The 25,615-nt window shown below is 63.4% G+C and carries 24 protein-coding genes; 13 read left to right on the forward strand and 11 right to left on the reverse strand.

The genetic code is table 11. The features are described from left to right. Positions 1–121 precede the first annotated feature (121 nt). Positions 122–586 carry a nuclear transport factor 2 family protein gene (locus OG874_RS16490; RefSeq protein WP_330256013.1) on the reverse strand — a complete coding sequence of 155 codons (465 nt, stop codon included), beginning with the start codon at positions 584–586 and terminating at the stop codon, positions 122–124. Between the two features lie 350 nt (positions 587–936). Here OG874_RS16490 and OG874_RS16495 point away from each other — a divergent pair, with 350 nt between their 5' ends. Beyond that, on the forward strand, positions 937–1,134 hold the full coding sequence (locus OG874_RS16495; RefSeq protein WP_330256014.1) for a hypothetical protein: 198 nt from the start codon (positions 937–939) through the stop codon (positions 1,132–1,134). Positions 1,135–1,450: 316 nt separating this feature from the next. On the opposite strand, the gene OG874_RS16500 is transcribed toward OG874_RS16495, so the two are convergent. Beyond that, positions 1,451–1,906, reverse strand: coding sequence for a nuclear transport factor 2 family protein (locus OG874_RS16500; protein ID WP_330256015.1), 456 nt, complete (start codon positions 1,904–1,906; stop codon positions 1,451–1,453). Positions 1,907–2,174: 268 nt separating this feature from the next. Between OG874_RS16500 and OG874_RS16505 the strand changes: the two genes are divergently transcribed. Further along, a complete protein-coding gene (locus OG874_RS16505; protein WP_330256016.1) occupies positions 2,175–2,315 on the forward strand; it encodes a hypothetical protein in 141 nt (46 codons plus the stop codon). Positions 2,316–2,361: 46 nt separating this feature from the next. On the opposite strand, the gene OG874_RS16510 is transcribed toward OG874_RS16505, so the two are convergent. The 3 genes from OG874_RS16510 to OG874_RS16520 all read right to left on the reverse strand — a co-directional run bounded on the left by OG874_RS16510 (position 2,362) and on the right by OG874_RS16520 (position 5,952). Further along, positions 2,362–4,338 (reverse strand): MFS transporter, encoded by a 1,977-nt coding sequence (locus OG874_RS16510; protein WP_330256017.1) that lies wholly within the window; start codon positions 4,336–4,338, stop codon positions 2,362–2,364. A 351-nt stretch (positions 4,339–4,689) separates the two neighbouring features. Beyond that, on the reverse strand, positions 4,690–5,484 hold the full coding sequence (locus tag OG874_RS16515; protein WP_330256018.1) for an enoyl-CoA hydratase-related protein: 795 nt from the start codon (positions 5,482–5,484) through the stop codon (positions 4,690–4,692). 324 nt (positions 5,485–5,808) lie between these two features. Beyond that, positions 5,809–5,952, reverse strand: coding sequence for a hypothetical protein (locus tag OG874_RS16520; protein ID WP_330256019.1), 144 nt, complete (start codon positions 5,950–5,952; stop codon positions 5,809–5,811). 532 nt (positions 5,953–6,484) lie between these two features. On the opposite strand from OG874_RS16520, the gene OG874_RS16525 reads away from it, so the two are divergent. The 3 genes from OG874_RS16525 (at position 6,485) to OG874_RS16535 (ending at position 11,139) form a co-directional block, all read left to right on the forward strand. Further along, positions 6,485–7,459, forward strand: coding sequence for an alpha/beta hydrolase (locus OG874_RS16525; protein ID WP_330256020.1), 975 nt, complete (start codon positions 6,485–6,487; stop codon positions 7,457–7,459). A gap of 502 nt (positions 7,460–7,961) precedes the next feature. Then, on the forward strand, positions 7,962–10,070 hold the full coding sequence (locus OG874_RS16530) for a sensor histidine kinase (RefSeq protein WP_330256021.1): 2,109 nt from the start codon (positions 7,962–7,964) through the stop codon (positions 10,068–10,070). 535 nt (positions 10,071–10,605) lie between these two features. Beyond that, the gene (locus OG874_RS16535) at positions 10,606–11,139 is read left to right on the forward strand and encodes an RNA polymerase sigma factor (RefSeq protein WP_330256022.1); all 534 of its coding nucleotides are present in this window, start codon (positions 10,606–10,608) and stop codon (positions 11,137–11,139) included. 406 nt (positions 11,140–11,545) lie between these two features. Here the strand turns inward: OG874_RS16535 and OG874_RS16540 are convergent, their stop codons facing one another. From OG874_RS16540 to OG874_RS16550, 3 genes are read right to left on the reverse strand one after another with little or no spacing between them, the layout of a single operon-like run. Next, a complete protein-coding gene (locus tag OG874_RS16540; protein WP_330256023.1) occupies positions 11,546–12,319 on the reverse strand; it encodes an alpha/beta hydrolase family protein in 774 nt (257 codons plus the stop codon). After that, the gene (locus tag OG874_RS16545; RefSeq protein ID WP_330256024.1) at positions 12,316–12,789 is read right to left on the reverse strand and encodes a cupin domain-containing protein; all 474 of its coding nucleotides are present in this window, start codon (positions 12,787–12,789) and stop codon (positions 12,316–12,318) included. The genes OG874_RS16540 and OG874_RS16545 overlap by 4 nt, the downstream gene beginning before the upstream one ends. A 1-nt stretch (position 12,790) precedes the next feature. Beyond that, positions 12,791–12,913: a hypothetical protein gene (locus OG874_RS16550; RefSeq protein WP_330256025.1), complete on the reverse strand. Its 123-nt coding sequence runs from the start codon at positions 12,911–12,913 to the stop codon at positions 12,791–12,793. Positions 12,914–13,346: 433 nt separating this feature from the next. Here OG874_RS16550 and OG874_RS16555 point away from each other — a divergent pair, with 433 nt between their 5' ends. Next, complete coding sequence (locus tag OG874_RS16555; RefSeq protein ID WP_330256026.1) at positions 13,347–14,312, forward strand: alpha/beta hydrolase; 966 nt, start codon at positions 13,347–13,349, stop codon at positions 14,310–14,312. A 237-nt stretch (positions 14,313–14,549) separates the two neighbouring features. Further along, positions 14,550–15,284 (forward strand): SDR family NAD(P)-dependent oxidoreductase, encoded by a 735-nt coding sequence (locus tag OG874_RS16560; protein WP_330256027.1) that lies wholly within the window; start codon positions 14,550–14,552, stop codon positions 15,282–15,284. Positions 15,285–15,500: 216 nt separating this feature from the next. Here OG874_RS16560 and OG874_RS16565 read toward each other — a convergent pair whose 3' ends face one another. From OG874_RS16565 to OG874_RS16575, 3 genes are all read right to left on the reverse strand, one after another. Beyond that, a complete protein-coding gene (locus OG874_RS16565) occupies positions 15,501–16,001 on the reverse strand; it encodes a TetR/AcrR family transcriptional regulator (protein ID WP_330256028.1) in 501 nt (166 codons plus the stop codon). Between the two features lie 64 nt (positions 16,002–16,065). Continuing rightward, a complete protein-coding gene (locus tag OG874_RS16570; RefSeq protein ID WP_330256029.1) occupies positions 16,066–16,503 on the reverse strand; it encodes a cupin domain-containing protein in 438 nt (145 codons plus the stop codon). 37 nt (positions 16,504–16,540) lie between these two features. After that, entirely contained in the window at positions 16,541–17,371 is an 831-nt protein-coding gene (locus OG874_RS16575; RefSeq protein ID WP_330256030.1) for a fumarylacetoacetate hydrolase family protein, read from the reverse strand. Between the two features lie 1,231 nt (positions 17,372–18,602). On the opposite strand from OG874_RS16575, the gene OG874_RS16580 reads away from it, so the two are divergent. The 6 genes from OG874_RS16580 (at position 18,603) to OG874_RS16605 (ending at position 25,548) form a co-directional block, all read left to right on the forward strand. Then, a complete protein-coding gene (locus tag OG874_RS16580; protein ID WP_330256031.1) occupies positions 18,603–19,013 on the forward strand; it encodes a RidA family protein in 411 nt (136 codons plus the stop codon). A gap of 140 nt (positions 19,014–19,153) precedes the next feature. Then, positions 19,154–20,764, forward strand: a complete 1,611-nt coding sequence (locus OG874_RS16585; protein ID WP_330256032.1) for an AMP-binding protein — start codon at positions 19,154–19,156, stop codon at positions 20,762–20,764. Then, complete coding sequence (locus tag OG874_RS16590; RefSeq protein WP_330256033.1) at positions 20,761–21,252, forward strand: acyl-CoA thioesterase; 492 nt, start codon at positions 20,761–20,763, stop codon at positions 21,250–21,252. The genes OG874_RS16585 and OG874_RS16590 overlap by 4 nt, the downstream gene beginning before the upstream one ends. Before the next feature lie 8 nt (positions 21,253–21,260). Continuing rightward, positions 21,261–23,654 carry a bifunctional salicylyl-CoA 5-hydroxylase/oxidoreductase gene (locus tag OG874_RS16595; protein WP_330256034.1) on the forward strand — a complete coding sequence of 798 codons (2,394 nt, stop codon included), beginning with the start codon at positions 21,261–21,263 and terminating at the stop codon, positions 23,652–23,654. A gap of 40 nt (positions 23,655–23,694) precedes the next feature. Continuing rightward, positions 23,695–24,600: an acyl-CoA thioesterase gene (locus OG874_RS16600; protein WP_330256035.1), complete on the forward strand. Its 906-nt coding sequence runs from the start codon at positions 23,695–23,697 to the stop codon at positions 24,598–24,600. Positions 24,601–24,660: 60 nt separating this feature from the next. After that, positions 24,661–25,548 (forward strand): PaaX family transcriptional regulator, encoded by an 888-nt coding sequence (locus tag OG874_RS16605; protein WP_330256036.1) that lies wholly within the window; start codon positions 24,661–24,663, stop codon positions 25,546–25,548. Positions 25,549–25,615: the final 67 nt, after the last annotated feature.

Genomic DNA, 25,615 nt, shown 5'->3' on the forward strand with positions numbered 1-25,615 from the left:
CCGATGCCCCGATGCATCGCGTCCAGTTTGTTGTCTCGTTGCGGTCGATCTACCTGGGTCACGGACCAGGACTCAACTCGCTGAGCCACGAGTCCCGGTCCCAACCTTTCGGTCTTCCCTCCTAGGCGATTTCTCCCAGGCCCTTCTTGATGGGAGTCAGGCCGGACAGCCCATACCAGCCGAAGTAGATGCGGTGTTTGGTGATCTTTCGGCCGGCAATCTCCATCACCTCGACCATCTCGTAGGAGTCGCCGTCAGGCGTGTCGCGCTTGTACTCCCAGATGAGGTTGTGCCCGTCGAATTGATATCCGGTGCGGTAGAAGCGCACCTCGTGGAGCTTCATGATGGTTTCTCGGGTGCCGAAATTGGCTTCCATGAAACGGCGAATTTCAGCCTTGCCCGGAAGCACACCGCTGTCCTGCTTCAAAAGCAACCTGGCCATGAAGGTCTCCAGGACAGCATCGTCGGCGTACAGGTCCAGCAACGCCTCGACGTCCGAAGTCGTCACTGTCCGATGCCATTCCTCGTAGACAAACAAGGCATCTTCGGCGGACGCGGTCTCAATCACTGTTGCACCTTCAGGCATAGAACGTCTCCCTTTACATGGGTATGAAACGCCAGGATTCTGGGTTTGCTGCCCTATTGTTCCTCCACCGAAGCATGCCGTGCCAATGCCGTTTTGAAGCCAAACCATGCCCGTTAGGGCATGTGTCGATTGACTCCGTCTCCCGTTCATGGGACCTTGCTGAGCGGCATTGCCCAGTTCCCGCACCTGCCCGAGGCGCCTTGCCGGGCTCCTTCGAGTCTGCTGCACGAGTCGGCGACAGGCTCGCCTACCTGCGCTGCGGACCGTCGCGATGCTCGATGCCGGAAACCTCGACGTTGCGGATTCGTTTGACGGCCCCGTCAGCATCACCCAATCCGAGGAGGCGCCCGATGCGAATCGGCGTGGCGACGTCACCAAGCGGCGCCCTGATGCTTGTGGTCGAAGATCTGCACGCGCTGCAGACGCCTGTTCTCGACGTCGGCGATCTCTCCACCTTGCTGGATCGCCCAGTCTGGCCGGAAAGACCGCGCACTGATAACGACGCGCCAATGCACAGCAAGCTTCGCCGTTCGAAGGCCGCAATATGAACACAGACGGCACCTGGAAAGAAGCGAAACCGAGGCGGGCCGGCCCACCATGTGAGCACAAGCCGCAGCGCGCCTTGAAGCTGATAGTGCAAGCCCTTGCCGCTGTGGGCGGATGCTGGGGCGGTCATGTCGCGCCGATCCTTGCGACGTCACTAGAATGTCATATCTGGGGGATCCCCGCCGTCCCGCAGAAGTCGAGCCACTACTGCGTGGTGCCTTGCATTCTCCGTGCCGATGCGTCGTTGCGTTCGGTCTACTCGGGTCACGGACCAGGGCTCACGACTCAACTCGTAAGTCCTGGTCCCGACCCATTGATCTACTTTCCTCGAGTAAGGAGGCGCTGCAGGCCGGACAGTCCGTGCCAACCGAAGTAGATACGGTGCTTACTGATCTTTCGGCCAGAAAGCTCCAGCACTTCGCTCATCTCGTGGGAGTCACCGTCAGGCGTGTCGCGCAAGTACTCCCACGCGAGGGTGTGCCCGTCGAATTGATATCCGGTGCGATAGAACCGCACCTGATCGAGCTCCATAACGGATTCGCGGGTGGCGAAATTGGCTTCCAGGAAACGGCGAATTTCACTCTTGTTGGGAAGCAAACCGCTGTCCTGCTTCAAAAGCAACACGGCCATGTAGGTCTCCATGACAGCGTCGTCGGCGTACAAGTCCAGCAACGCCTCGACGTCGGAAGACGTTGCTGCCTGATGCCATGCCTCGTAGACGAACAAGGCATCCGCGGCGGACGCCGTCTCAATCACTGATGTGACCTCGGGCATGGAACGTCTCCCTTTACATAGATATGGAAAGCCAGGATTCTGGGTTTGTTGCCCCTATTGTTCCCCCGCTGAAGCATGCCGTGCCAATGCCATTTTGAACCCAAACCATGCCCGTTAGGACATGTGTCGATTGGCCGCCGCCTGGTATCAGTTCGAGGATCTCGATCCCCATTGCGCGAGATGCGGCGTCGGCAGCAAACATTTCTCTCGCGATCGGGCATAATTCGAGCGCCCCGGGGGTGGAGGCGTTGGTCATCTCTGTCCTCACGTGTCGAACGGTCGAAGCGCTTCGGCAGTCGGCGCGCTGAAGGACCGACTCGACGGCACCGCGGCCACGCCCTGGGTCTTCGATGGTACGAACCGGATCGACCGGCCCAACGAGAACGGGGTAGTCGACCTCACCAAGTGACCTTTCGAGCCGGGCAGTCGCGCTGCCCGGCTCGAACAGGGACCTATCAGACCGGCTCCACTTCACCCGTCTGGGCTTTAGCCGTATCGGTTTCCGACGCCATCTCCGCCAATTCGCGCGCCACCATCTCGTCGTGCTCCTTGGCTTCCTGCGCGGCCTTCTTCGGGCTCCAATGTCCGGCCATCAGGAAGACGAACGGCAGGAAGGCGATCTGCGCGAGCAGGCAGATCCACCACCAGCGCTTCCACTGCTCGGGTGAATCCTGCGCCGCCTGCTGTACTTCCTTGCCGTGCGCGGCAAGGAAGGCCTGATCATCGGCGGGGATGGCGCCGAGGGCCTGCAGGCGCGCGGCGGCGTCCTCCAACTTCGGGCCCACGGTGGTCAGGACCGTGAGGTCGGCGACCGGAATCTGCTGCAGGGCCTGCAGGCGTGCGATCGCCTGATCGATCGGGATACCGAGATTCTTCGAGACCTGTCCGACCGCGGCAAGTCCGGCATTCGCATCGGCGGGGTTCGCCGACAGCGTCGCGAAGGTGGCCTTGTCGATCGCCTTCACCGTCGCCAGTTGCTCTTTGTACTGCGTGCTCAGCACGAACGTCTGCTGCACTTCGCCCGCGGTCGCTCCGGTGAGCTTGGTCATCGCGGTGACCTGGGCAGCTTGATCCTGGGGATCCTTCTGCAACGCTGCCAGCGTATCGGTGCCGACCGTTTGGATGGTCGCGAGCTGAGCACCATAGGCGTGCTGGATCTCCCCGAGCCGCGGCCCATAGTTGACCAGCGTTCCTGCCGCATTCACCACAACCAGCAGGCCGAGCAGCACCACGGTGATTACACCGCGCAGCGTGCCGCCCCATACCGCGAGCCCGACGGCGGTCGCGGCCGGATTCTGGGCCTCCACCGTCTCGGTGAAGCTGGCCATCCACGTCGAGTAGGCGATGCCGGTGCCGAGCGCGATCACCACGAACGCCGCGACGAAGGTGTAGTAACCGGTGTCCGGTTTATCGGTGAAGCTGTTGAACCAGAACATGCCGACGCTGCTGATGAGTGCGCCGACGATCATGAACGGTTTACGGACCTTGATCTTGTCCGAGACAATGCCCGCCAACACCAGGGCTATCGCATTGGCAGACCAAAACCAATTCCCGAGCCCATTCGCCTTGGCCGGACTGTATCCGAAATTGGTCGCCATATACACCACGAGAAAAGAAGCGATTGTGTAGTAGAAGGCGAGGAACATGCTGATGCCCAACGCCGATCCTAAGATGTTGGGGCGCAGCATCTGTCGCCATTGCCCCTTTTCCAACTCGTTCACATTCAGGCCGAGGGCCCGTGCCTCGATCAGCGCCTTATCGCGCACTGACACCATGATCTGATCGCGTAACTGCGGGCTCAATTCGCGCAATCCGATGACGGCGATGACCGCGACCACGATGCTGATGATGCCGCAGACCCGGTAGTGGTACTGCCAGTCCGGGTGCGAGTCGAGGGTGTGGGTGGAGATCGCCGTGGTCACCAAGGCGCCGATGACAGGTCCGAGGGTCCAGAATCCCATCGCCGACGCCCGGCCCAGCTGCGGGGAGAAGTCGCGGATCAACGCCGGTGTCGCCACCAGTACCGCGCCTTCGACGATGCTTACCAGGATGTAGACGAGCAGGAATTGGCCCTTGGTGGTCGTCGCGGGCGCGGCGAACAGCGTGAGCAGCGAACAGATCACCACGCCGTATGCGACGATATTCGCCCGGCCCCACCGATCGAGCGCGCCTGCCAGTACCGAGGCGACCGCACCGAATGCGGCGCCGATGATGAAGATCCAGACGAAGTAGGCAAACGATAGATCGAAGTAACCGATCAGCTCATTGGCGACTGCGCCGGTGACGAACAGTTGGTAGTACAGCGCGATCGACGTGATGACGACGACGGCGAGATACCAGGAACGAGCGGGGGTGTCGGGATAATGGGGGAGTTTGCGCTGCCACAACCCCGTGATCAGGGTCGGTGGTGCCTCGGTACGGATCGAGCTCATGGATGATGCCTTTCTAGCCACGGCATTTCGAAAAGGACCTGATCCATAGCGGCCAGGACCAGTTTGCCGGTGAAAATAGGCTAGTGAGCGGATCGCGTTACCGCACGTGTTTCGGAATCAAAAGACCGATTGTTTTCTTATTGGAAACAACGGTGCCGGCGTGCGGGATGATAATTGCACGAAAAGGGTCCGTACCAGTTCACCCGTTAGGTACGGACTCTTTTTCGATCGATGACATTGTCGATTATGTTTCTTTATTCGATAAGGGCCTTGGTTGCGGTTGCCGCTTCTGATGATTTCTCTGATATGCCTAATTCGTGTTGCCGATATGCCTAATTCGTGTTTACGAACTCAGCGACCTCCGAAAGTCGGCTGCCGCTTGTCCAGGAAGGCGGCGACAGCATCCCGGTGGTCGTGGGACGCCCCTGTGAGGTTGATGCCCTCGAATTCGTGCTCCAGGGCATCCATGAGAGTGTGGCCAGCGGCGAAACCCACCGCCTCCTTGGTGGCGCCGTACGCGAGAGTCGGTCCGTCGGCGAGGATACGTGCGAGCGCGGTTACCGTCTCGTCGAGCTCCTCGTCGTCGACGACCTTTGTTGCGAGCCCCAGCTCGAGGGCAGCCTCAGCGTCGATCGCTCGGGGAAGCATCAGGAGCTCGATCGCCTTCGCGTGACCCACCAGGCGCGGCAGCGTCCACGACGTGCCGTTATCACAGGACAGCCCGATACCTGAGAACGCCAGACGGAAATACGCCGAGCGTCCAAGGACTCGAAAGTCGGCCGAGAAGGCGATGCCAGCTCCTGCCCCGGCGGCCACACCGTTGACAGCTGCAATCACCGGCTTGCGGATCTTGCTTATCAGCGCCACGGGAGAGTCTGTTACGTCGAATTCGATTGGCGGGCTGATGTCCCCGGCAGCGTTCCTCTCCGCTTGAACCTCCCGCAGGTCCCGTCCAACGCAGAACGAGCGCCCGACGCCGGTGATCACCAGCACGCGGACAGCGTCGTCGTGCGCGGCGACACTCAGAGCGTTCAGCAAAGCGTCCTTCGTGGCCCGGGTGATCGTATTCATCCCGTCGCGATGATTGAAGACGATCCTCGCGATCCCGTCCTCGACGACGTATGTGAGTCGCGCTGACTCGGTCATAAGGCTTTCCTCCAACTCACGGCGCCGACGGGATCGGTACGCCGCCTGGCGTTTCCGTTGTGCGAGTGTTCTCGGCCGACTGCATGTCCTGCACAGTCATATGCCTTCTCGTTGACGGCCGACAGAAGATCGACCCATCCTGCCTCAGTGACGAAACCATAGCGGCATCTAGGATGTCAACGGCTGTCACGAAAGTCGGCCCCCGGTCTCGAGCAGCGCGCAACCAGCCTTATCGTGTCGCAGCTTGCTGCCGTTCTACGAGGCGAATGCTCGAACTTCATCGAAGGCACTGACATTCGATCTCGCCGAAGCCGTTCGACTCGCCTACGACGGCGTCGTGCTACCGCGCCGAACGAATGACGCGCGCGACATGGTCGGCACACCTACCGCGTCGTGGCCGACCAGATTGAGATGCGCGAGCGGGCGACTACGCCCGAGGAGTACGTCCAGCTGGTTCGACACCGCCATGGACAGATCCTCGCCAAGCGCTGTTGAGCGACAAGGCGAGCTTCATCACCGGCAGTGTGCATCTGGTCGACGGCGGATGGCGCACGCCCTGACCTGTGACGGTCGTCGGCTCGGTCAACAGCCCACCGCCACCGTCCAGGCTGCGGAGAATCCTCCCGCCTCAGGAGTGCCACGCCACCGGATACTCCCGCCTTCTTGTCTGTGCACTTCCCAATCGGAAGGCGATCGCGTGGGCTTCCACCACTTATAGCGTATTCACAGTTACCGATACTGAACCTCGATAGATAAATCCGGGAAAACTCTTCAGAGCGCCTTTGGATGCGCCACCGAACCATCGCTTCCGTACCGCGAGCACTTCGCGCAGGAACCCCTCCCAGGCTATTGAACAGCACGTTCATACCCTCTAGAGCAGGCTCGGGCACCGTTCCGCTGGCCTGCCGTCGGCGCGTAGCGATGCGGTAGCACAGATCTCGCGAAAGATGGTGCTTCAGTTACGGTCGACACATTTTCGGAATAGTGCTACCTTTTTCCGATGCCTGAACGACCGCCCGGAAATACCGCTCTTGACCCCGTCATGCAGTCGGTACTGGAGGGCTTCCTCTCAAAACTCACCAGCGAGTTCGACCTCGAAGGACACCGCCAGATGTTGCTGGCGGTGCAGCCGCCGCGGGAGGCCTTGCCCGAATTGCGCATCGAGAACCGTGCGATCAGCTACGGGGACCTCACCGACATTCCCGTGCGCATCTACTGGCCCCCCACCGAGCAGCAGGAAAATCTGCCCATCGTGGTGTTCTATCACGGTGGAGGGTGGGTGCTTGGGTTCGCTGATCTGGACACTCACGACATGGTGGCGCGTGATCACTGCGTTGTCGCCGACGCGATCGTGGTGTCGGTGGACTACCGCCTCGCACCCGAGCATCCGTACCCGGCCGCGGTCGACGACTCGTGGGCGGCGTTGCAATGGGTGGGTGAGCACGCGGTCGAACTCGGCGGCGACCCCACACGCATCGCGGTCGCGGGCGACTCCGCCGGCGGCAACCTCAGCGCCGTGATGACACAACTGGCCCGCGACAACGGCGGACCCGCACTGGTGTACCAGCTGCTGTGGTACCCGGCGACCACCGCCGATCTGACACTGCCGTCAGCGCTGGAGAACAGCGACGCACCGACCTTGAAGAAATTCCAAATGGAGGCGGCGTACAGCTTGTACGCCCCGGATGTCGATCTCAGCGAACCCTCCAGGGCGCCGACGACTCTGGCCCCTGCGAACGCCACCGACTTTTCCGCACTGCCGCCTGCGTACATCGCCACGACGCAATGCGATCTGCTCCGGGACGACGGCTACCGCTATGCGGATTTGCTCTCCGCGGCAGGAGTTCCTGTCGAATTCCACAACTCGCAGACCCTGCCGCACGGGTATGCCAATTTCGCGCCGGTTGTCCCGGCCGCCGCCGAAACCACCCTCCTCGGATTGCAGGCACTGAAGGCCGCGCTGAAGGGTCGGTAACTCGGCAACGGGCGCTCTACCCACACATACCGCGGGTACGACCGACAACTGCAGAACGTGGCTGGAGATCATCGACGGCGCATCGATCACGGCCGCACATCCGATGCTCACCGGCCAGGAGATTTTGCTCCCCATCGATCCCAACGGCAGGCCAGTACTGCTGGGGTCTCGACCGAAGGAACGAAGACCCGACCTGCATCCGATCCCAATACCTCGACCCACCCGCTCTACGGAAGCGCCATGGATGTACTGACTATCTCTCTCATGCGAAGCGGCGTCGGTCCCTGCGCCGGAACGACGACCACGCCAGGTTCCCGCAATCGACCCAGCGCGGTGATGCCGGACGAACCGGTCGAACCTTTCATCCACGACACGAGGGTCACCGGCGTCTGGCCGGCCCATCGAGTAGGCGACGCACCCGCCACGTTCACCGCGTCGAGATCCAGCACTCGCGCCCGGACCGACTCGCGAGCGGAAAGAGTACCTGGTGACTGTTCAACGCGTGAATGATCCCGTCGGTGACGCACACGAGGGTCGCCGCACAGTCAACTGGTCAGCTTCGTTCACCGGTGTTCGCGCGCGCGTTCTGGCCATCGCGCTGATCCCCAGCATCGTGTTCGCCGCCGCTCTCGCCGCCGCGGGGATTCACCTGGTTGACAAGTACCGCCAGGACCAGGCGTGGGCCGAGATCATTCGGCGCTCAGCCCCTCACTCGCTGGCCTTCACCGAAGCCATCCTGAACGAACGCCGACTCACGATGCTTCTAATCGCGCACGTCGATGTCGATCGCACCGAATTGCGTATCGAACGCAGCCGCGTAGATGCCGGCGGTCAGGGTCTGGCCGAAACAGGGTCGTCGTTGGTTCGCAGTAAGCCGGGCGCGTATGACGAAAAGAATAGCCAGTTCAGCGGTGTCCTCAAAGGGCTGACCCCGTTGCGCACCCGTGTCGATACCGGCTCTGTGAGCGTGGACCAGGCATACCAGGAATACAGTCGGCTGACTTCTGTCGCAGTGCTCACTGTCGACGCCTTGGCACCAAATGCCCCAGATGTCGAGAGCGCCGTTGCCTTGAACAACTCCGCGATGTTGCTTCGTGCGGCCGATTCCATGTCGGCGGCGTACGCACTCCTAGCCGCTGCTGGTACCGGATCCGCACTCGACCGTGTTGCCTTGCCAGCATTCGTCGGAAGAGTCGGCGCATATCACGCCGCGCTCGACGCACTCACCTCCAACGGTGATTCGACTGTGCGCCAGAAGATTTCAGAACTCACCAGCAGCGCGGCGTGGCTTCAACTCACCGAGTTCGAGAACTCGATGGTCTCCCACGGGTCGCAGACCCCAGAGGTCATGGCCACGAATCCCGGCACATCTCGCGGAGATCTCCCGGCATCTCGGAACGCGGACTCGGTGACGGCACAGCAAAGTCTGCAGCAGTTCGTCGACGACCTGCTGAAGCTATGGCACATCAACGTTTTGAACCTCACGCAACGAACGACCGATATCGCCAGCGACGCGACATGGAACTCGGTACTGGGCGCCGCGGGCATTTCTGCGATCGCGGCTCTGACGTTCCTGATCACCTCATGGCTGGCAAACCGGCTCATTCAGCGGCTCCGGCGCCTGCAACTGCACACATTGGCAGTCACTAACGACCAACTTCCGGCAATCATGGCCCGCATACGTGACGGTGAACAGATCGACTTGAACGCCGAACTGCCTCCGGGGGTCTTCGGTGAGGACGAGATCGGCCAAGTCGCCAAGGCTTTCGACGCCGCCCAGCGAGTAGCGGTGTCGGCGGCGATGACCGAAGCCAAGACTCAGGGAGCAGTCAACGCGGTCTTTTTGAACCTCGCGCACCGCAGCCAAACGATGGCTCATCGGCAGCTGGAAGTATTGGACGCCGCCGAGGCTCGTGAAGAGAACCCGGCGCAGTTGGAGGTACTGTTCCAACTCGACCATCTCGCCACACGCGCGCGCCGGAACGCGGAGAACCTGATCATCCTCGGGGGTGAACGCCCCGGGCGGCAATGGCGAAGTCCGGTGCCGCTGCGGGACATCGTCCGAAGTTCGATCTCGGAAACTCAAGACTACGCCCGCGTGCGGGTCACTCGGTTTCCAGAGGTCAATGTCAGCAGCATGGTTGTAGCCGATGTCATTCACCTGCTGGCAGAACTCATCGAGAACGCTACCTACTTCTCGCCCCCAAATTCGCGAGTCGAGGCATCGTGCAGGGTTGTGGGCCGAGGGGCTGTCGTAGAGATCATCGACCAAGGGTTGGGAATGGTCGCCAAGGATCTCAGTCGAGTCAACGATCTGCTCAGCAGCGCACCGGATTTCGGCGTCATGCAACTGTCGAGCGACTCACGTCTCGGGTTGATCGTGGTTTCGATTCTGGCCGGACGCAACGGGATCATGGTCCGTCTCATCGAATCGGACTACGGCGGGATCAAGGCGATCGTTCTCATTCCGACCGCCTTGTTGGAGGATCATTCCAACTCTCAGCCACCTGTAAACGATCTCGATCCTTCGAATCCCTCTTCCGGCACCATGCCGGGGAAATCGCGCGCGATATCAGCGGGAACGACCGGGAATTTCTCTCCGGAATCTTGATACACGACAGGGTGACAGCGGTGATGAACTGCAGATTGGTTCGACGAAGTAGTCGATTTCCCAACCCCCACGAATCTACGGATCAAATGTCGCCGAACGAGAACTAGTCGGAGCCGGTCGCCTGCCACCGAAGGCCGCCGGACGGAGACAAACAATGAAATGCCATATAGCGGTGACCTTCCCTGGCTGGTCCCCACTTGACTTCGCCGCAGAGCGCGACGCAGCCGTGGCGTTCGCCATCGCCTTAAGTCACCGAGTGCACATAACGATCGACGAAGAAGTTCGCGAATCTATGCCACTGCTGCCGTGCGAGCGACTATGGCGGCAGGTCTGACATCACCACGCCCGCAGCACTTCCACACCGCGACGATCAGAGGCCGGCGTTGAACATCGAAAGGACAATCATCCACTCCGGCCACAGATCAGCGCGCTGCGCGACCGACACGGCGAGATGCCGAGCCCGGTCGAGGGCCATCATCGGCACGCGGACGCGAAATTGCTGCCCTGGTGCCGGGCATAGGGCGAGGTGAGGTACTTGGATGCCGATCAGCGCCGTCAGAGCTTCGAGCTCCTTGCCGACACGGTCGTGGAGCCGCTGCGTCGGTACCTGGCCCGGCGCACGGATCCGGCCACGGCAGAGGATGTGCTCGCCGATGTCCTGCTCGTGCTGTGGCGCCGGTTGCACACGGTGCCCGCGCAGTTATTGCCCTATGCCTACGGTGTCGCCCACCACTGCCTGGCCAACGCTCACCGCAGCGCACGCCGACAACAGCGCGTGGCGGCACGGATCGCAGTCATGGATCCTCCGGCAGCCTCGCGTGCACACAACGACGAGCCGGATGAGCGAGTCACAGCAGCCTTGCAATCACTGCGCCCGGCCGAGGCCGAGCTCCTGCGGCTGTGGGCCTGGGAGGAGCTGGGCCCGAGCGAGATCGCCGCGGTCCTGAACATCACCGCCAACGCCGCGGCGATCCGGTTACATCGAGCACGCGAAAAATTCAAGGAGGCAATCGGAAAGGTTTCAGGCGGCACCGGACATGAGCTGACAGATGAAGGGACAAGGCTATGACGAGCAGCGACGACGACTTCGACACAGACGAACGGACCCGTCAGCTTCTACGCGCACTCGACCCGGCCCGGGTCCCTGTCGCACGTCGACGCGCACGCGTTGGCCTCGCTTCTGGAGGACACCATGAGCCGGACCCACACCGCCCCGCTTCCGCACCGCGTCGGATCGCACACGGGAGTCCTGCTCGCCTGCGTCGCGGTCGGTGCCGCACTCTCGCTCGCTGTTATCGCTTCGCCGTGAAGGCATGAACGCCCGAATACCGAGATCGTGCGGCCTCCATATGAGGGCCACCCGCCCTGCGGCGAAAATGCGCGCGGAGCCCCGGGGGGCAAGCATCTTCGCCGCAGTGCAGACGGCATTCAGGGTGGTCTTTCGGAATGACGAGCGGGGCTTGTCGAACCGACGGTCAGGCGGTGTCCAGGCTCTCTGTGCGGGGTGAATCGTCCAACCACTCGAGGATCGCGGGCCAGTGCGGTTGCGTGGTGTCGATCAGCGGGTGATGCGTCACGCCCTCGAGCTCGATGTAGTCGATGCTCGCACCGGCCTCTTTCATCGCCGTGGCGTAGTCCCTGCTGTGCTCGACCGGTACCCGCTCGTCAATGTCACCGTGGATGAGCAGTATCCGACGCGAAAGAACGTTCAACAGTGGCGAGGCACTGTCGTACGCGTGCGGATCGTCGATGCTTCGGCGTTGCATGAATTCCAGCGCTGCACCTTCGCCGAGTTCTTCGCGCTCGGTGCGGCGCATGTCGGTGACCGGCGCGAGCGCGACCACTCCATCGAGGAGATCTCCCGCGAGCAGACCGAGCTGTCCGCCCGCGGAATGACCGATCGCTACGGCCACCTCGATGTCGCCCAGGACGTCGGCCTTTCGCACGTACTCGATCGCCGCGCGGACATCGTTGCACGCTACGGGCCACTCCCCACCGGTGCCCGTGCGGCGGTATTCGATGTTGGCCACCGCCCACCCATCGGCCACGAGCAGATCACGGACCCCGGTCATGAGCGAGGCGGAGAACTTCGAACGCCAATAGCCCCCGTGGACCAGAAAGATCAGCCCACGAACAGCGCGAGCGGAAATCGACAGCTCCACGTGCTGCTCAGGGTCCTGGCCGTAGTTCAGGACCTCGACACGAGCAGATCGGTGCTGGCTTCGATCAGCAGCTTCGAGCTCGCTCACGCGCCCTCGATCGCGCCCACCGGCAGGAAGTCGACCTCACACTCGGCGGACAGGCGCACCACTTCCTCGGGATCGGTGACCTTGTGCAGCTTGTCGAACAGCTCGGCGAGGCGTCGCGCCGGCGACACCCAGAACAATCCACGAGTGGGGACATCGCCGCGGTTGTAGTAAGCGTGGGGCAAACCCTTGGGCATGCGCACGGTGTCGCCCGGACCGGCTGTTTCCCACGCCCCGTCGAGATAGAGCGTGAACACGCCCTCCAGGACGTAGATGTGCTCGTCCTGGGTGGGGTGGATGTGCGGGGGCACGCCGGTGCCCGGCGGGTCGTAGGTCTCGAAGGCGAAGCTCGATTCGCTGTTGGCCTTCATCTGGTAGGTGTGCCCGAGCACGTGCCATTCCCGCGCGAGTTGGGGTTGGCCTGCCAGCGTGATGCCTTTGGGCAGGTCACCGACGACGATTTCTTCCCACATGTCATGTCTCCGTCTCGTACAGCGATTCACTGGCTCTGTTCAGATGCGCCGCGTTGCACACACCGCCGTGCTGGTGTTCGGTGCGCTGGATCGGCGTCGAGTGCGTGTCGAGCGAACTGGCCATCGGCCCGGCGGTACCGAACTCTGTCCGGTTTCGGTGGAGGTGGGCGCGTGCGGGCGAGGCCGATCGAGGGTGGTGAACCGAGTCTGTCGACATCGGTGCCGTGTGCCCTTCCAATCGGAATACGACCGCATGATTTGCCTCATGCCGATTCCGTGACCTGCGACAATAAGTAACTACATATCGGCTGTCAAGAGCAAGCGTGGCGCCCTGCACCGTCGACGCTGCACGGGGTCCGATCCGGGCGGGGCGGCAGGGCCGGTCCGAACGTCTCCTCAAGGGGGACAAACTGCAAACATATCCCATCTGTGACCGCGCGCGAGGCCCGTGAGCCTACCGATCCCGGTCTCCGGGAGACGGTGTGGGACACCAACCCTGATAGCATGTTGTCATCTAAACGGCCGACACAAATACAGAATAATGCTACGGTTTTGCCATGTCTGAGCAAAACCCTGAAAAGGCCCCCATCGACCCCATCTTGCAGGCCATTCTGGATGCGTGGACGTACGAGTTCACCAGCGAATCCGACGTCGAAATTCCCCGCGCGCAGCTGCGGGCGCTCAAGGCGCCGCCGGAGCTGCTTCCCGACCTGCGCATCGAGAACCGCACCATCAGTTACGGGGACATCAAAGACGTTCCGGTGCGTATCTATTGGCCCCCCACCGAGCAGCAGGAAAACCTCCCTGTCGTGGTCTTCTACCACGGCGGCGGATTCGCGATCGGTGACCTGGACACCCACGACCCGACGGTGCGTGATCACTGCGTTGTCGCCGAGGCGATCGTGGTGTCGGTGGACTACCGCCTCGCACCCGAGCATCCATACCCGGCCGCGGTCGACGACTCGTGGGCGGCGTTGCAATGGGTGGGTGAGCACGCGGTCGAACTCGGCGGCGACCCCACACGCATCGCGGTCGCGGGCGACTCCGCCGGCGGCAACCTCAGCGCCGTGATGACACAACTGGCCCGCGACAACGGCGGACCCGCACTGGTGTACCAGCTGCTGTGGTACCCGGGGACGACCTTCGACCGGAGCCTGCCGTCGGTGACCGAGAACGCGAACGCGCCACTGTTCGACCGGGTCAAGTACGACGCGTTCGTCAAGTGGTACGCCCCCGATTTCGAGGGCATCGATCCCTCCGAAATACCGGCCACTCTCGTTCCCGCGAACGCCAAGGACTTCTCCGGCCTGCCGCCCGCCTACATCGCCACCACGTCGTGGGACATCATCCGCGACGACGGCTACGTCTACGCCGACCGGCTCCGGGGCGCGGGAGTTCCCGTCGAGTTCCACAACGCCGAGACGCTGGTGCACGCGTACATCAACTTCACCCTGGTCGTCCCCGCAGCCGCCGACGCCACCGACCTCGGACTGCAGGCACTGAAGAAGGCGCTGCACGCTTAAACAAACCCGCGGCGAGCGTGTCGGCACACGCCCGCACGACGCCGGAATCAACAGTGCCCGAAGCACTGTCACGACACGGCGAGCAAGACCTGGCACCGGCAGGACCCCCTGCGCTGGTGCGAAGACCACCCGTTTCGAGGTCGCAACAGCGCTCCCCTGCCATGCCGTACGGATCGCCGCGCCGCCGTCGTCGCCGACGCTGCCATTCGACCACTTCACAGACCACTAGGAAAAATCATGTCTCCCAAAACAGCAGTCGTCACCGGCGCAGGCGGCGCAATCGGCTCCGCGATCGTCGAAGCACTGGTCGCCGCCGGAGCCCAAGTCCTTGCCGTGGACCGCAACAAGGACTCGCTCACCCAATTCGACGGCAACGACCAGGTCCGCACCCATGTCGCCGACGTCACCCAGGAAAACGAGGTGCGAGGCTATGCCGAGGCCGCCGCGGAATGGGGAGGCGGACACATCGACTGGTTCGCCAACAACGCCGGAGTCGGCGGAACCTACGCACCGGTCCAGGACTACGGCACCGCCGACTTCGACCAGGTCGTCGCCGTGAACATCCGCGGAGTGTTCCTCGGCATGAAGTACGTGCTGCCGCTGATGACGCCCGGCAGCGCGATCGTCAACACTGCCTCCACGCTCGCCTTCCAAGGCGCACCGGGCACCTCTGCCTACGTCGCCAGTAAGTGGGCGGTGGCCGGGCTGACCAAATCCGCCGCCCTGGAACAAGCCACCAACAACATCCGGGTCAACGCGGTGGGCCCGGGCCCGATCGCAGGCCCCATGATCGAGCAGGCCGACGCGGTGGCGTTCGCCGGCAGCGGCATGAGCATGAAGAATTTCGTGCCGATGGGCCGCCTCGGCCTCGGCTCCGAAGTCGCCGATCTCGTGGCATTTCTGTTGAGCGACAAGGCTTCCTTCATCACCGGCAGCGTGCACCTCGTCGACGGCGGGTGGGGCACACCCTGATATTGGATGGTCGTCGACTCGGTCAACAGCCCACCGCCACCCTGTGGCACCGTCCAGGCCGCGAGAACCTCCCCGCCCGGACGGTGCCACAGCACCGGAATCGACGCAGTACACGCCCGGTCCGGACCTGCGGCTGTAGCAGGGGCCTGAGCATGGGTGAGACCGCTTGGCACACAACCCATCTCGCCGTGGCAGGGACACACTCGTTTTGCGTTTTCAGGGGTGTTCGGGGGCCACACGCAGCGCCCGGTCGGGCGCACCGATGAGCGCCGAGGCGGCGTGCGTTGCCAGCACACCCGAGACGATCATCATCAGGGCGTGCATGGCTCGTTCACGCGTGGCGATGGGGTCTTGCGCGCCGGCCACGACGAACCCGGCTTCTATGGCACTGCTGATCAGCAACTGCGCCAGGATGGGGATGTCCACGTCCACCAGTCGGCCCGATTCTCGCGCCGCGATCGCTTCCTCGATCTCGGCGCTGTTCTCGCGTTCCACCTGCTCGAGCACCGCGATGAGCAGGCCGCGCTTGTCGCCGTAGTGATAGTGCAGCGCGCCGCGGGTCATGCCCGCGGCGGCCACTATCTCATCGGCGGACACGTCCGCGAAGCCACGTTCGGCGAAGAGCTGGCGTGCGGCCCGCTCGAGCTTCAATCGGGTTGTGCGATAACGCCTTCTGCGCATCGCCAGGTTGTTCTCCTGTGCCCTATCGTCGTTCATCAGCTGCTGCCATGAGCGTCGATGAACCGGCGAAAATCCCAACCACCCGCGTCGGGGTTTGTGATCATGCGCGTGAATAGCCTTCGAGTGTCGAGTCATCGACCTCGGGCAGGTTCACGACGATGTTGTCCGGAGTACGGCACGTCAGCCACACCAGCTCTTCGGTGGTGCTCATGTTCGCTTCGACGTGCGGCATGAAGGGGGGAACGAAGACGAAATCACCCGCTTGCATGTCCAGGTAGTTCTGGTAGTTCTCGCCGAAGTAGATCCGGGCCACACCGGTCAGGACGTAGCCGCCGGTCTCGGCCTCGCCGTGGTGGTGAGGCAGGGACCGATATCCGGGTTCGTTGGTGACTTTGCCGTACCAGATCCTCGTGGCCGCAGTGTGTTGCGGACTGACACCCGATACACGCACCGCGCCACCGGATTGCGCGGTATCGGTGTGCTCGTGTCCGGCCCGGGTCAGGATCGGGACCGCGGTGGTGTCGAGTTCGGCTGTCATGGGGTGTCCTTTCGTTTCCGCCCGTGCGGGTGGGTTCTTATGTCGAGGCAGCGGTGATGCGATTACGCAGCACCCCGATCCCTTCGATCTCGGTCTCCACCACGTCTCCACCACACAGGTACCGGGGTGGTTTATGCGCGGTACCGACTCCGCCGGGCGTCCCGGTCAACACGAGGTCTCCGGGTCGCAATGTGGTGAAAGAGGAGATGTAGGACAGCAATTCGGGGGCGTCGAAAACGAGGTCATCGGTGGAACCGACCTGCTCCTGGACGCCATTGACCCGACACGTGATGCGCAGTCCGTCAGCCGGGTCGATTTCCTCCGGTGTCACCAACTCCGGGCCCAGCGGGGTAGTGGCATCGAATGCTTTGCCCTGCAACCACTGCGGAGTCCGGCGTTGCCAGGACCGCACGGAGAAGTCGTTGGCGACGGTGTAACCGGCGATCGCGGCGCGCGCGGTGTCACGATCGGCGTGGCGCAGTTCGGCGCCGACCACGACGGCGAGTTCGGCTTCCCAGTCGAACATCACCGACTCCGCGGGGCCCGGAAGTGCGATGTCGGAATCCCAGGCGGTCAGGGTGTCGGCAAATTTCGCGAACAGGGTCGGGAATTGCGGAGTCGGATGACCCAGTTCCTCGATGTGCGCTCGGTAGTTGTGGCCGCAGCACACGATCTTCGTAGGATTCAGGACCACCGGCGCCACACGCTCGGCAGATCCCGCGCCCACCTGCCCTCCCAGCGTCGATCGCCAGTCCGGCTGCGTGAGCAGCGAGGCGACCTCGGAGGCGGAGCTGGTGTACCACTGACCGTCGATACGCACTTGAGCGCGAGACTCGCCGCTATCGGTGAAGACTGTACGCAAACGCATGGGATGCCTGCACTTCGCATTCCCCCGGCTCTGACCGGTCAGGACGAACACCAAAAGATGTATGTTGCTCTAATGACGGTAGCGACATTATCACTATATACTGACGCGAGCTGCCAGCTGGTCCCGTGCAAATTCTCACCTGGGTAGCTCCCGTACGAAATCAACTTCGCATGACCACCGAACGACGCTCGTCATGGTTACAAAACAGCGACCGCGCACTCCCTGTTAGCGACGCAGTTCACCGGGCAGGCTGTCCTCCGAAGCGCCTTGCAGCATCCCGATTGAGCCGAAGGTTTTGCGTTGTCGCAGGTCGCGATGGCGAGACCTCAGCGGCGAGTCGAATTGGCCAGGCCGAATACCGCAGCCAACCCCAGCACCGATTTGGGTTCGTAGGCCGTGCGCCGCTCAGCGACGGCTCCGCCACACCGTTCGCACCGTCACGCAGGTCGACCTCACCGAGAGGGACGTCGGATCCGTTGGTCCACACCAGGTTTCGCCGAGCGGAGGCGAGCCCGTCGGTCGCGACTGTGCGAGCGAGTGTGGCGGTGGCGGTACTGCTGGTCGATTCGGCCAGCAGGTGCGCGTAGTCGGTGCACCACGCGCGGGTGTGGCGGATACGTTCGGACAGCTCCGGCGTGGCCGTCGCGGTGGCATCGGCGAGGATCTGTCTCAGTGGCTGGGAAGTGGGGCGGGTCCCGCCTGCTTGCGGGAAATTGACGGTCATGTCGGTGGGTTCTTCCGATGATCGTGGAGCGTGAGGTTACCGAATAGGCCCACAGGCATCGGGCGTCGTTGCTCGAGAGTTCCGATTCCGTTCGGGGGCAGCGGTTTTCGATCGTGTACGCACGGGTGTGGGGTTGGTACGCGTGCGATTCCGCGATTCATGTGGGATCCGTGATCGAAGGTGTCGTGCGAGGCGAACCGTGCGCACGCGCGGTGCCGCGGGGCATCGCGGTGGGCGGACGCGTTCGGTTTGCCGATCAGCACCGATGCTGGGCAGCGAGAGGTGAATTCGTGGTGGCCGTCTCGGCATGGCCGGTCGTGGTGGCGTCGAGGACGAAGATCTCGCCCGGGCGCGACAAGGCACAGACCGCCCGAGTCCCGACTCCGACCGGGTGGGGCGAACACTTCGATTTAAGTGTGCCGCTTGGTTGACGATGGCTACATTATCACCATAGATTGATGTGACCCAGGTTTCGGCCGAAACCGAGTCACCCACCAAGAGGCACCCATGACCGTCGAACGCATCAACGCCCCCACCTTCGCCTTGGTCAAACCCTCCGGCTTCTCGCACGCGACGCGCTTTCGCGACATCGTGCACCTCGCCGGACAGACCGCACTGGACGCCGACGGCAAGATCGTCGAGGGCGGAATTCTCGCCCAGTTCCGCCAGGCGCTGTTCAACGTGCTCGTCGCCCTCGAAGCCGCCGGCGGACAACCATCCGACCTGCTCAGCGTCACGATCTACTTGACAGATATCCCCGGCTATCAAGCCAACGGCAAGGAGATCGGCCGGATTTGGCGAGACCTGGCCGGGGCGGACTACCCGGCCATGGCCGGCATCGGCGTCGTGGCGCTGTGGCAACCGGAGGCGCTGGTGGAGATCCAGGCGGTCGCCGCGATCACCACCCGAACCGACTGACCGCGAGCGCCGTTCACGCCGCGCCGACACCGGCACCCGTGTTAACTTCTTATGACAGACCTCTAACGCTCGTCAGTTTTACGCGATACTTTGGCGGTGCAGGCCTCTCGGCCATCTCCACCATTCGAAAGGGCAGATCGATGCTCACCCCCTCAGCACATACGGACACCTTCTGCCGTGACAGACTTCCTGCACTGGCGCAGTGGCCCGAGTTCGCGTTCGAACTGCCCGCCCTGCAGTACCCCGCCCGATTGAACGTCGCGACCGCACTGCTGGACGCCGCCGTCGCCACCCATGGCCGTGACCGGGCCGCCATCCACACGTTCGACTGCACATGGACCTACGGGGATCTGCTGGACCGGGCCAACCAGATCGCGGCGGTGCTGACCGAGGATTTCGGGCTCGTGCCAGGCAACCGGGTACTGCTGCGGGCACCCAATACCGCGTGGCTGGTCGCGTGCTGGTTCGCCGTCATCAAGGCAGGCGGCGTGGTCGTCACCACGATGTCGCTGTTGCGGGCACCGGAACTGTCGAAACTGATCGACACGACCTGCCCGAGTTTGGCCCTGTGCGACCGCCGACTGCTCGAGGACCTCAAAGCCGCCGACCCCACCCTCGGGATCGTCGCGTTCGGCACCGACAATGACGAGCTGGCGATCCGGGCCGCGACCAAACCGACCACGTTCGCCGACATCGACACCGCAGCGGACGACATCGTGATGCTCGCGCCCACCTCGGGAACCACCGGGACACCCAAGGCCACGATGCACTTTCACCGCGACGTGCTCGCCATCGCCGACACCTTCTCCGCGCAACTGCTGCGCCCGAACGCCGACGACGTATTCGCCGGATCCCCTCCCCTGGCGTTCACTTTCGGCCTCGGAGCACTCGTGATCTTCCCGTTGCGCGCCGGCGCAGCGGTCGTGCTGCTCGAGCGCCCAGACCTGGATTCGATGCTCGGGGCCATCGAACGGTTCAAGGCAACGATCCTGTTCACCGCGCCCACCGTGTACAAAGCAATGATCAAGCGGCACGACCTGCACCACCTCACGACGCTGCGACGCTGCGTCTCGGCAGGAGAACACCTCCCAGCGTGGGTCTCGGACTCCTACCACCGCCGCACCGGCATCAGGATCATCGACGGTATCGGCGCCACAGAGCTGCTGCACATTTTCATCTCCGCCGTGGACGCCGACATCCGCCCCGGCGCCACCGGAAGGGCCATACCCGGGTATCAGGCCGAGATCCAAGACTCCCACGGGCGCCCTGTCCCCGACGGCACTCCGGGACTGCTGGCGGTCAAAGGACCGACAGGTTGCCGCTACCTGGCCGATCCCCGCCAACTCGACTATGTCCGTAATGGGTGGAATATCACCGGCGACACATACCTGCGGGATTCGGACGGCTACTTCTGGTACCAGGCCCGCAGTGACGACATGATCGTCAGCGCGGGATACAACATCGGCGCGCCCGAGATCGAGGCGGTCCTGGAGTTACATCCCGATGTGCTCGAAAGTGGCGTGTTCGGCATACCCGACGAAGACCGCGGCATGATCGTGCACGCCGCGGTCGTGCTGCGGGCCGGGGTGCCCGCCGACGCGGACAAGGTCCACGAACTCCAAGAATTCGTCAAGAACACCGCCGCACCCTACAAATACCCCCGCAGCATCGAGTTCGTGACCGAACTCCCCCGCAATCCCAGTGGCAAGTTGCAGCGCTACAAGCTGCGTGAACCCCGGAATCGCGCATGACCGAGATCGTCCTCGAGCGTTGCGTCGATTGGCAAGACACCGATGCCGCGGGCCACTATCACCACAGCACCGTCATCCGGTGGGTCGAGGCCGCCGAAGCCGCCTTGCTCGAGCGACTCGGACTGCAATGGCTGTTCGGCTTCATCCCGCGCGTTCGATACGAGGTCGACTATCTGGACCGATTGTGGTTCGGCGACACCGCCTCCATAGCCCTGTCCATCGCCGAGGTCGGCCGGACTTCGCTGCGCTACAGCTTCGTCGTCACCCGTGTTCCACCGTCGGACCGACAACCTGCCGAACCGTCGTCGGTGGCCGCGCGCGGTGCTCTGACCGCGGTACACGTTCCCGCCGGAGGGCGCGAAGGTGCCGAGCCTTGGCCGCCGGCCATAGTCGCGGTCCTGCGCGGACACGACCTGACCCGCTACGCCTTGAATGCGGCCGGGGACCCCGACCTCGCCCGCCTATCGAGTCCCGACCAGAAGATGTGAGGCTTCCAATGCGTATCGCAGTAGTCGGCGGAGGACCTGCCGGGCTATATTTCTCCGCCCTCATGAAACAACTCGACCCCACCCACGAGGTCACCATCTGGGAGCGCAACGCCCCCGACGACACCTTCGGATTCGGCGTCGTGTTCTCCGACGAGACTCTCGGCGGCATCGAGCACGCCGACGAACACGTATACCAGGCGATGAGCGAACAGTTCGCCCGCTGGAGCGACATCGACATCACCTACCGAGGTCAGGTTCGCACCTCGGGCGGGCAAGGGTTCGCCGCCATGAGTCGCAAACAGTTGCTGCACATCCTGCAGACTCGATGCCTGCAACTGGGGGTACGAATTCACTTCAGCACCGAGGCGCCCGACATCGAAGTACTCGCGGCCACCCACGATCTCGTTCTCGCCGCCGATGGCCTCAACTCCGCCGTACGCACTCGCTTTGCCGACGTTTTCCAACCGAGCCTGGACCGCAGGCACAACAAATACATGTGGCTGGGCACGGACCGCGTCTTCGAAGCGTTCGAATTCATCGTCGAGCACACCCCCTACGGCGTCATGCAGGTCCACGCGTACCCGTTCAGCGCCACCGAGAGCACGTTCATCGTCGAGATGCACGAATCTGTGTGGCGCGCCGCCGGTTTCGACAAACACGCCACCGACGACTTCGCTCCCGGGCAAAGTGACGAAGACTCGATCAATGTGGTGCGCGGGCTGTTCGCCGACCATCTGGGCGGACATGCGCTGCTGGCCAACAACTCCCGATGGATCAACTTCACCACCGTGCGCAACCGGACCTGGCGCCACGGCAACATCGTTCTCATCGGCGACGCCGCCCATACCGCACATTTCTCCATCGGCTCAGGCACCAAACTCGCGATGGAGGACGCCCTCGCGCTCGCGGCGTGCCTACACGAAACCGACTCGGTCACCACAGGACTCGACGCCTACGAGACCGAACGCCGACCCGTGGTGGAATCGATCCAGCGCGCGGCCCAAGCCAGCCTGGAATGGTTCGAGTCCATCTCCCAGTACACCGACCAGGATCCCCACCAGTTCGCATTCAACCTACTCACCCGCAGCCGCCGCATCACCTACGACAACCTGCGACTGCGCGATAACGACTTCGTCGAGGCCATCGACGGCTGGCATCTCGCCACCCAGTCCACTTTCGCTGTCCAGCCCGCCGATACCCGTCCGCCCATGTTCTACCCCTTGCGGCTCAAGGGCATCGAGCTGGTCAACCGGATCCTGGTCTCCCCCATGGACATGTACTGCGCCGTCGACGGAGTACCCACCGATTTCCATCTGGTGCATCTGGGTGGCAAAGCGCTCGGTGGTGCCGGGCTGGTGATGACCGAGATGGTGTGTGTTTCCCCCGAAGGCAGGATCACCCCGGGCTGCGCGGGTCTCTACACCGAGCAGCAACAGCGGGCATGGGCCCGCATTGTGGACTTCGTGCACGGCAGCTCCGAGGCGAAGATCGGTGTCCAGCTGGGGCATTCCGGACGCAAAGGTTCGACGAAAGTCATGTGGGAGGGCATCGACGACCCCCTCGAGACCGGAGGGTGGGAGACGGTGAGCCCGTCTGCGATCCCGTATGGTCCCGACAGCCGCACACCCCGGGAGATCTCGACAGACGAACTCGACACCATCACAACACAATTCGTGTCCGCGGCAGCCGCGGCGGCCCAGGCCGGGTTCGATGTGCTCGAACTGCACTGCGCACACGGCTACCTGCTCTCCTCGTTCCTCTCACCATTGACCAATCAGCGCACCGACGAATACGGCGGTTCGCTCGAGAACCGGCTCCGGTTCCCGCTACGGGTGTTCGACGCGATCAAGGACGTCTGGCCCTCGGATCAACCTGTATCGGTACGCATTTCGGCCACCGACTGGGCCGAGGGCGGCAACACCATCGACGACGCGGTCCAGATCGCTCGCGCGTTCGCCCAGCACGGCGCCGACGTGCTGCACGTCTCCTCCGGCCAGGTCGTCAAACACGAGAAGCCAGCCTTCGGGCGCAGCTACCAGACACCTTTCGCAGATCGCATCCGTCACGAGGTCGGAGTGCCGCTCGGTGTCGCAGTCGTCGCGGTCGGGGCGATCTCGTCCTACGACGATGTCAATTCGGTCCTGCTCGCCGGCCGCGCCGACCTCGTCGCCATCGGCCGCGCGCACCTGTGGGATCCGCAATGGACCCTGCACGCCGCCGCCGAACAGGACTATCGAGGCGACGGAGCCCAATGGCCCACCCCCTATCGGGCCGGTAACCGCAAGCCGCCCACCGCCCGTACCGACGGTCCCCCACCGCGCCTGGAACTCGTTCGCGCCGCACACCGATCAACACCAACCCGCCGCCGGTGGCAGCCCACCGGGTGGGCCACCGCCGGGTGATGACCGTAGCAACCCCTCGACGCGACCGCCGGAGACACACATGACAATCCGTACCGCAGCGACATCGGCGATATTCACCGAAGCCGTCACGCTGACCCCCGCCAAGGCGACCCGTTTCGACCTCGCCTTCGAAGCCGTGACACAGCCGTGCCCGTGGCCCAAGGCCTACGGCGGCGACCTGGTCGCGCAGGCCGCGACCGCCGCCATCCATTCGATCGCGGAGGAGAAGGCGCTGCACTCGATGCACAGCTACTTCCTGCGCCCCGCCGAGATCGGGGCGAGCGTGCACTACGAAGTCGAAAACCTCCGAGACGGCCGCGGTTACAGCACCCGGCAGGTGCGCGCTTACCAGAACGGCAAACCGATCTACGTCTGCCTGGCGAATTTCGCGGCCGGGCACAGCGGCGGGCGATTTCGCGCCGAGTTCCCGTTTTCGTTTCCGGGCCCGGAACAGTTGCCCAGCGCGGCGGAGTACCTCACCGAACGCAGCGGCGGGACCATGACCGAATTGTCGAAAAAGTACTGGTCGACCGGGCGCGGCTTCGACATCCGTCATGCACCCGAACCGGTGTATCTCAGCACCGATCCACACCACTCTCCCCGGCAAGCGGTGTGGGTCAAGCCGTTCGATCCACTGCAGCCCGTCGCCGGCCTCACCGCCGGTCAACGAGACACCGCCGCGCTCGCCTACGTGTGTGACTACACAATCCTCGAGCCGGTACTGCGGGTGCTGGGCCACGCATGGGCCGAGCCGGGGCTCGTGACCGCCAGCCTCGATCACGCGATGTGGTTCCATCGCCCGGTCACGTTCGACGACTGGCTGCTCTACGTCCAGGACGCGGTCGCGGCCGACGCCGGTCGCGGCGTCGGCGCAGGTAGTTTCTTCACCCGCGAGGGCCTGCATATCGCTACCGTGGTGCAGGAGGGCATGATTCGCCCGTCTTGAACGCTTGTTGCCCCGCCACGACACCCCCGCTGAACCTCACAGATGACGTATGGTGCAATCATGACGGCAGAGTCTCAAACGATCACTACCAATTCCGGCGGCCGAGACGCTCGCCTCGCACACCTCATCATCACCATCTTCGGTCTGTGCGCTCGCGCGGAGGGCAACTGGCTGCCCACCAAAGCCGTGGTCGCTCTGATGGCCGATGTCGGTGCCGAGTCCCCAGCCGTGCGATCGTCGATCTCACGGCTCAAACGCCGCGGCGTGCTCCTGAGCGAACGCAACGGCACCACCGCCGGATATGCACTGTCCGAAGCCACCCTCGACGTGCTCGCCGAGGGTGACGTACGAATCTTCGAACGCACCCGCGCCCGCGATGACAACGAGTGGGTCATGGTGGTGTTCTCCGTGCCCGAATCCGAGCGCGAGAAACGGCACGCGCTGCGGGTGAGCCTGACTCGTTTGGGCTTCGGCACCGCCTCACCCGGGGTGTGGATCGCTCCGGGTTCGCTGGCCAATGAAACACGCCAAACTCTCGAACGGCGCGGATTGTCCGACTATGTCGACATCTTCACCGGACAGCATTTCGCCTACGGCGACCTGCGGTCCAAGGTCGCGCAGTGGTGGGACCTGGACGACCTCGCCCTGCGCTATGGCGACTTCCTGGCACGCTACCGACCAGTGCTCTATCTCACGATAAAGCAGCGGCCCACGCCCAAGGAAGCATTCTCGATCTACGCGTCGATGCTCACAGAATGGCGGCGACTGCCCTATCTCGATCCCGGTCTTCCGCTCTCGCTGCTGCCCCGCGCCTGGAAAGGCGAGGCCGCCGGCACCCTCTTCGACGAGCTCAACGACGTTCTCGCCCCCCTCGCGCAGAAACACGCCCTCGCGGTGATCCACGGTCAAAGCCGAAGCCGCGCAGGGCACAGCGCCGACCCCAGCTGACCAGGCCCCGTACCGACCGGTGGCGCGCGTCTCACATATGATGTAATCATTTTTCTAGTCACAGTTA

It is taken from the genome of Nocardia sp. NBC_00565 (assembly GCF_036345915.1).
Taxonomy (GTDB): Bacteria; Actinomycetota; Actinomycetes; order Mycobacteriales; family Mycobacteriaceae; genus Nocardia.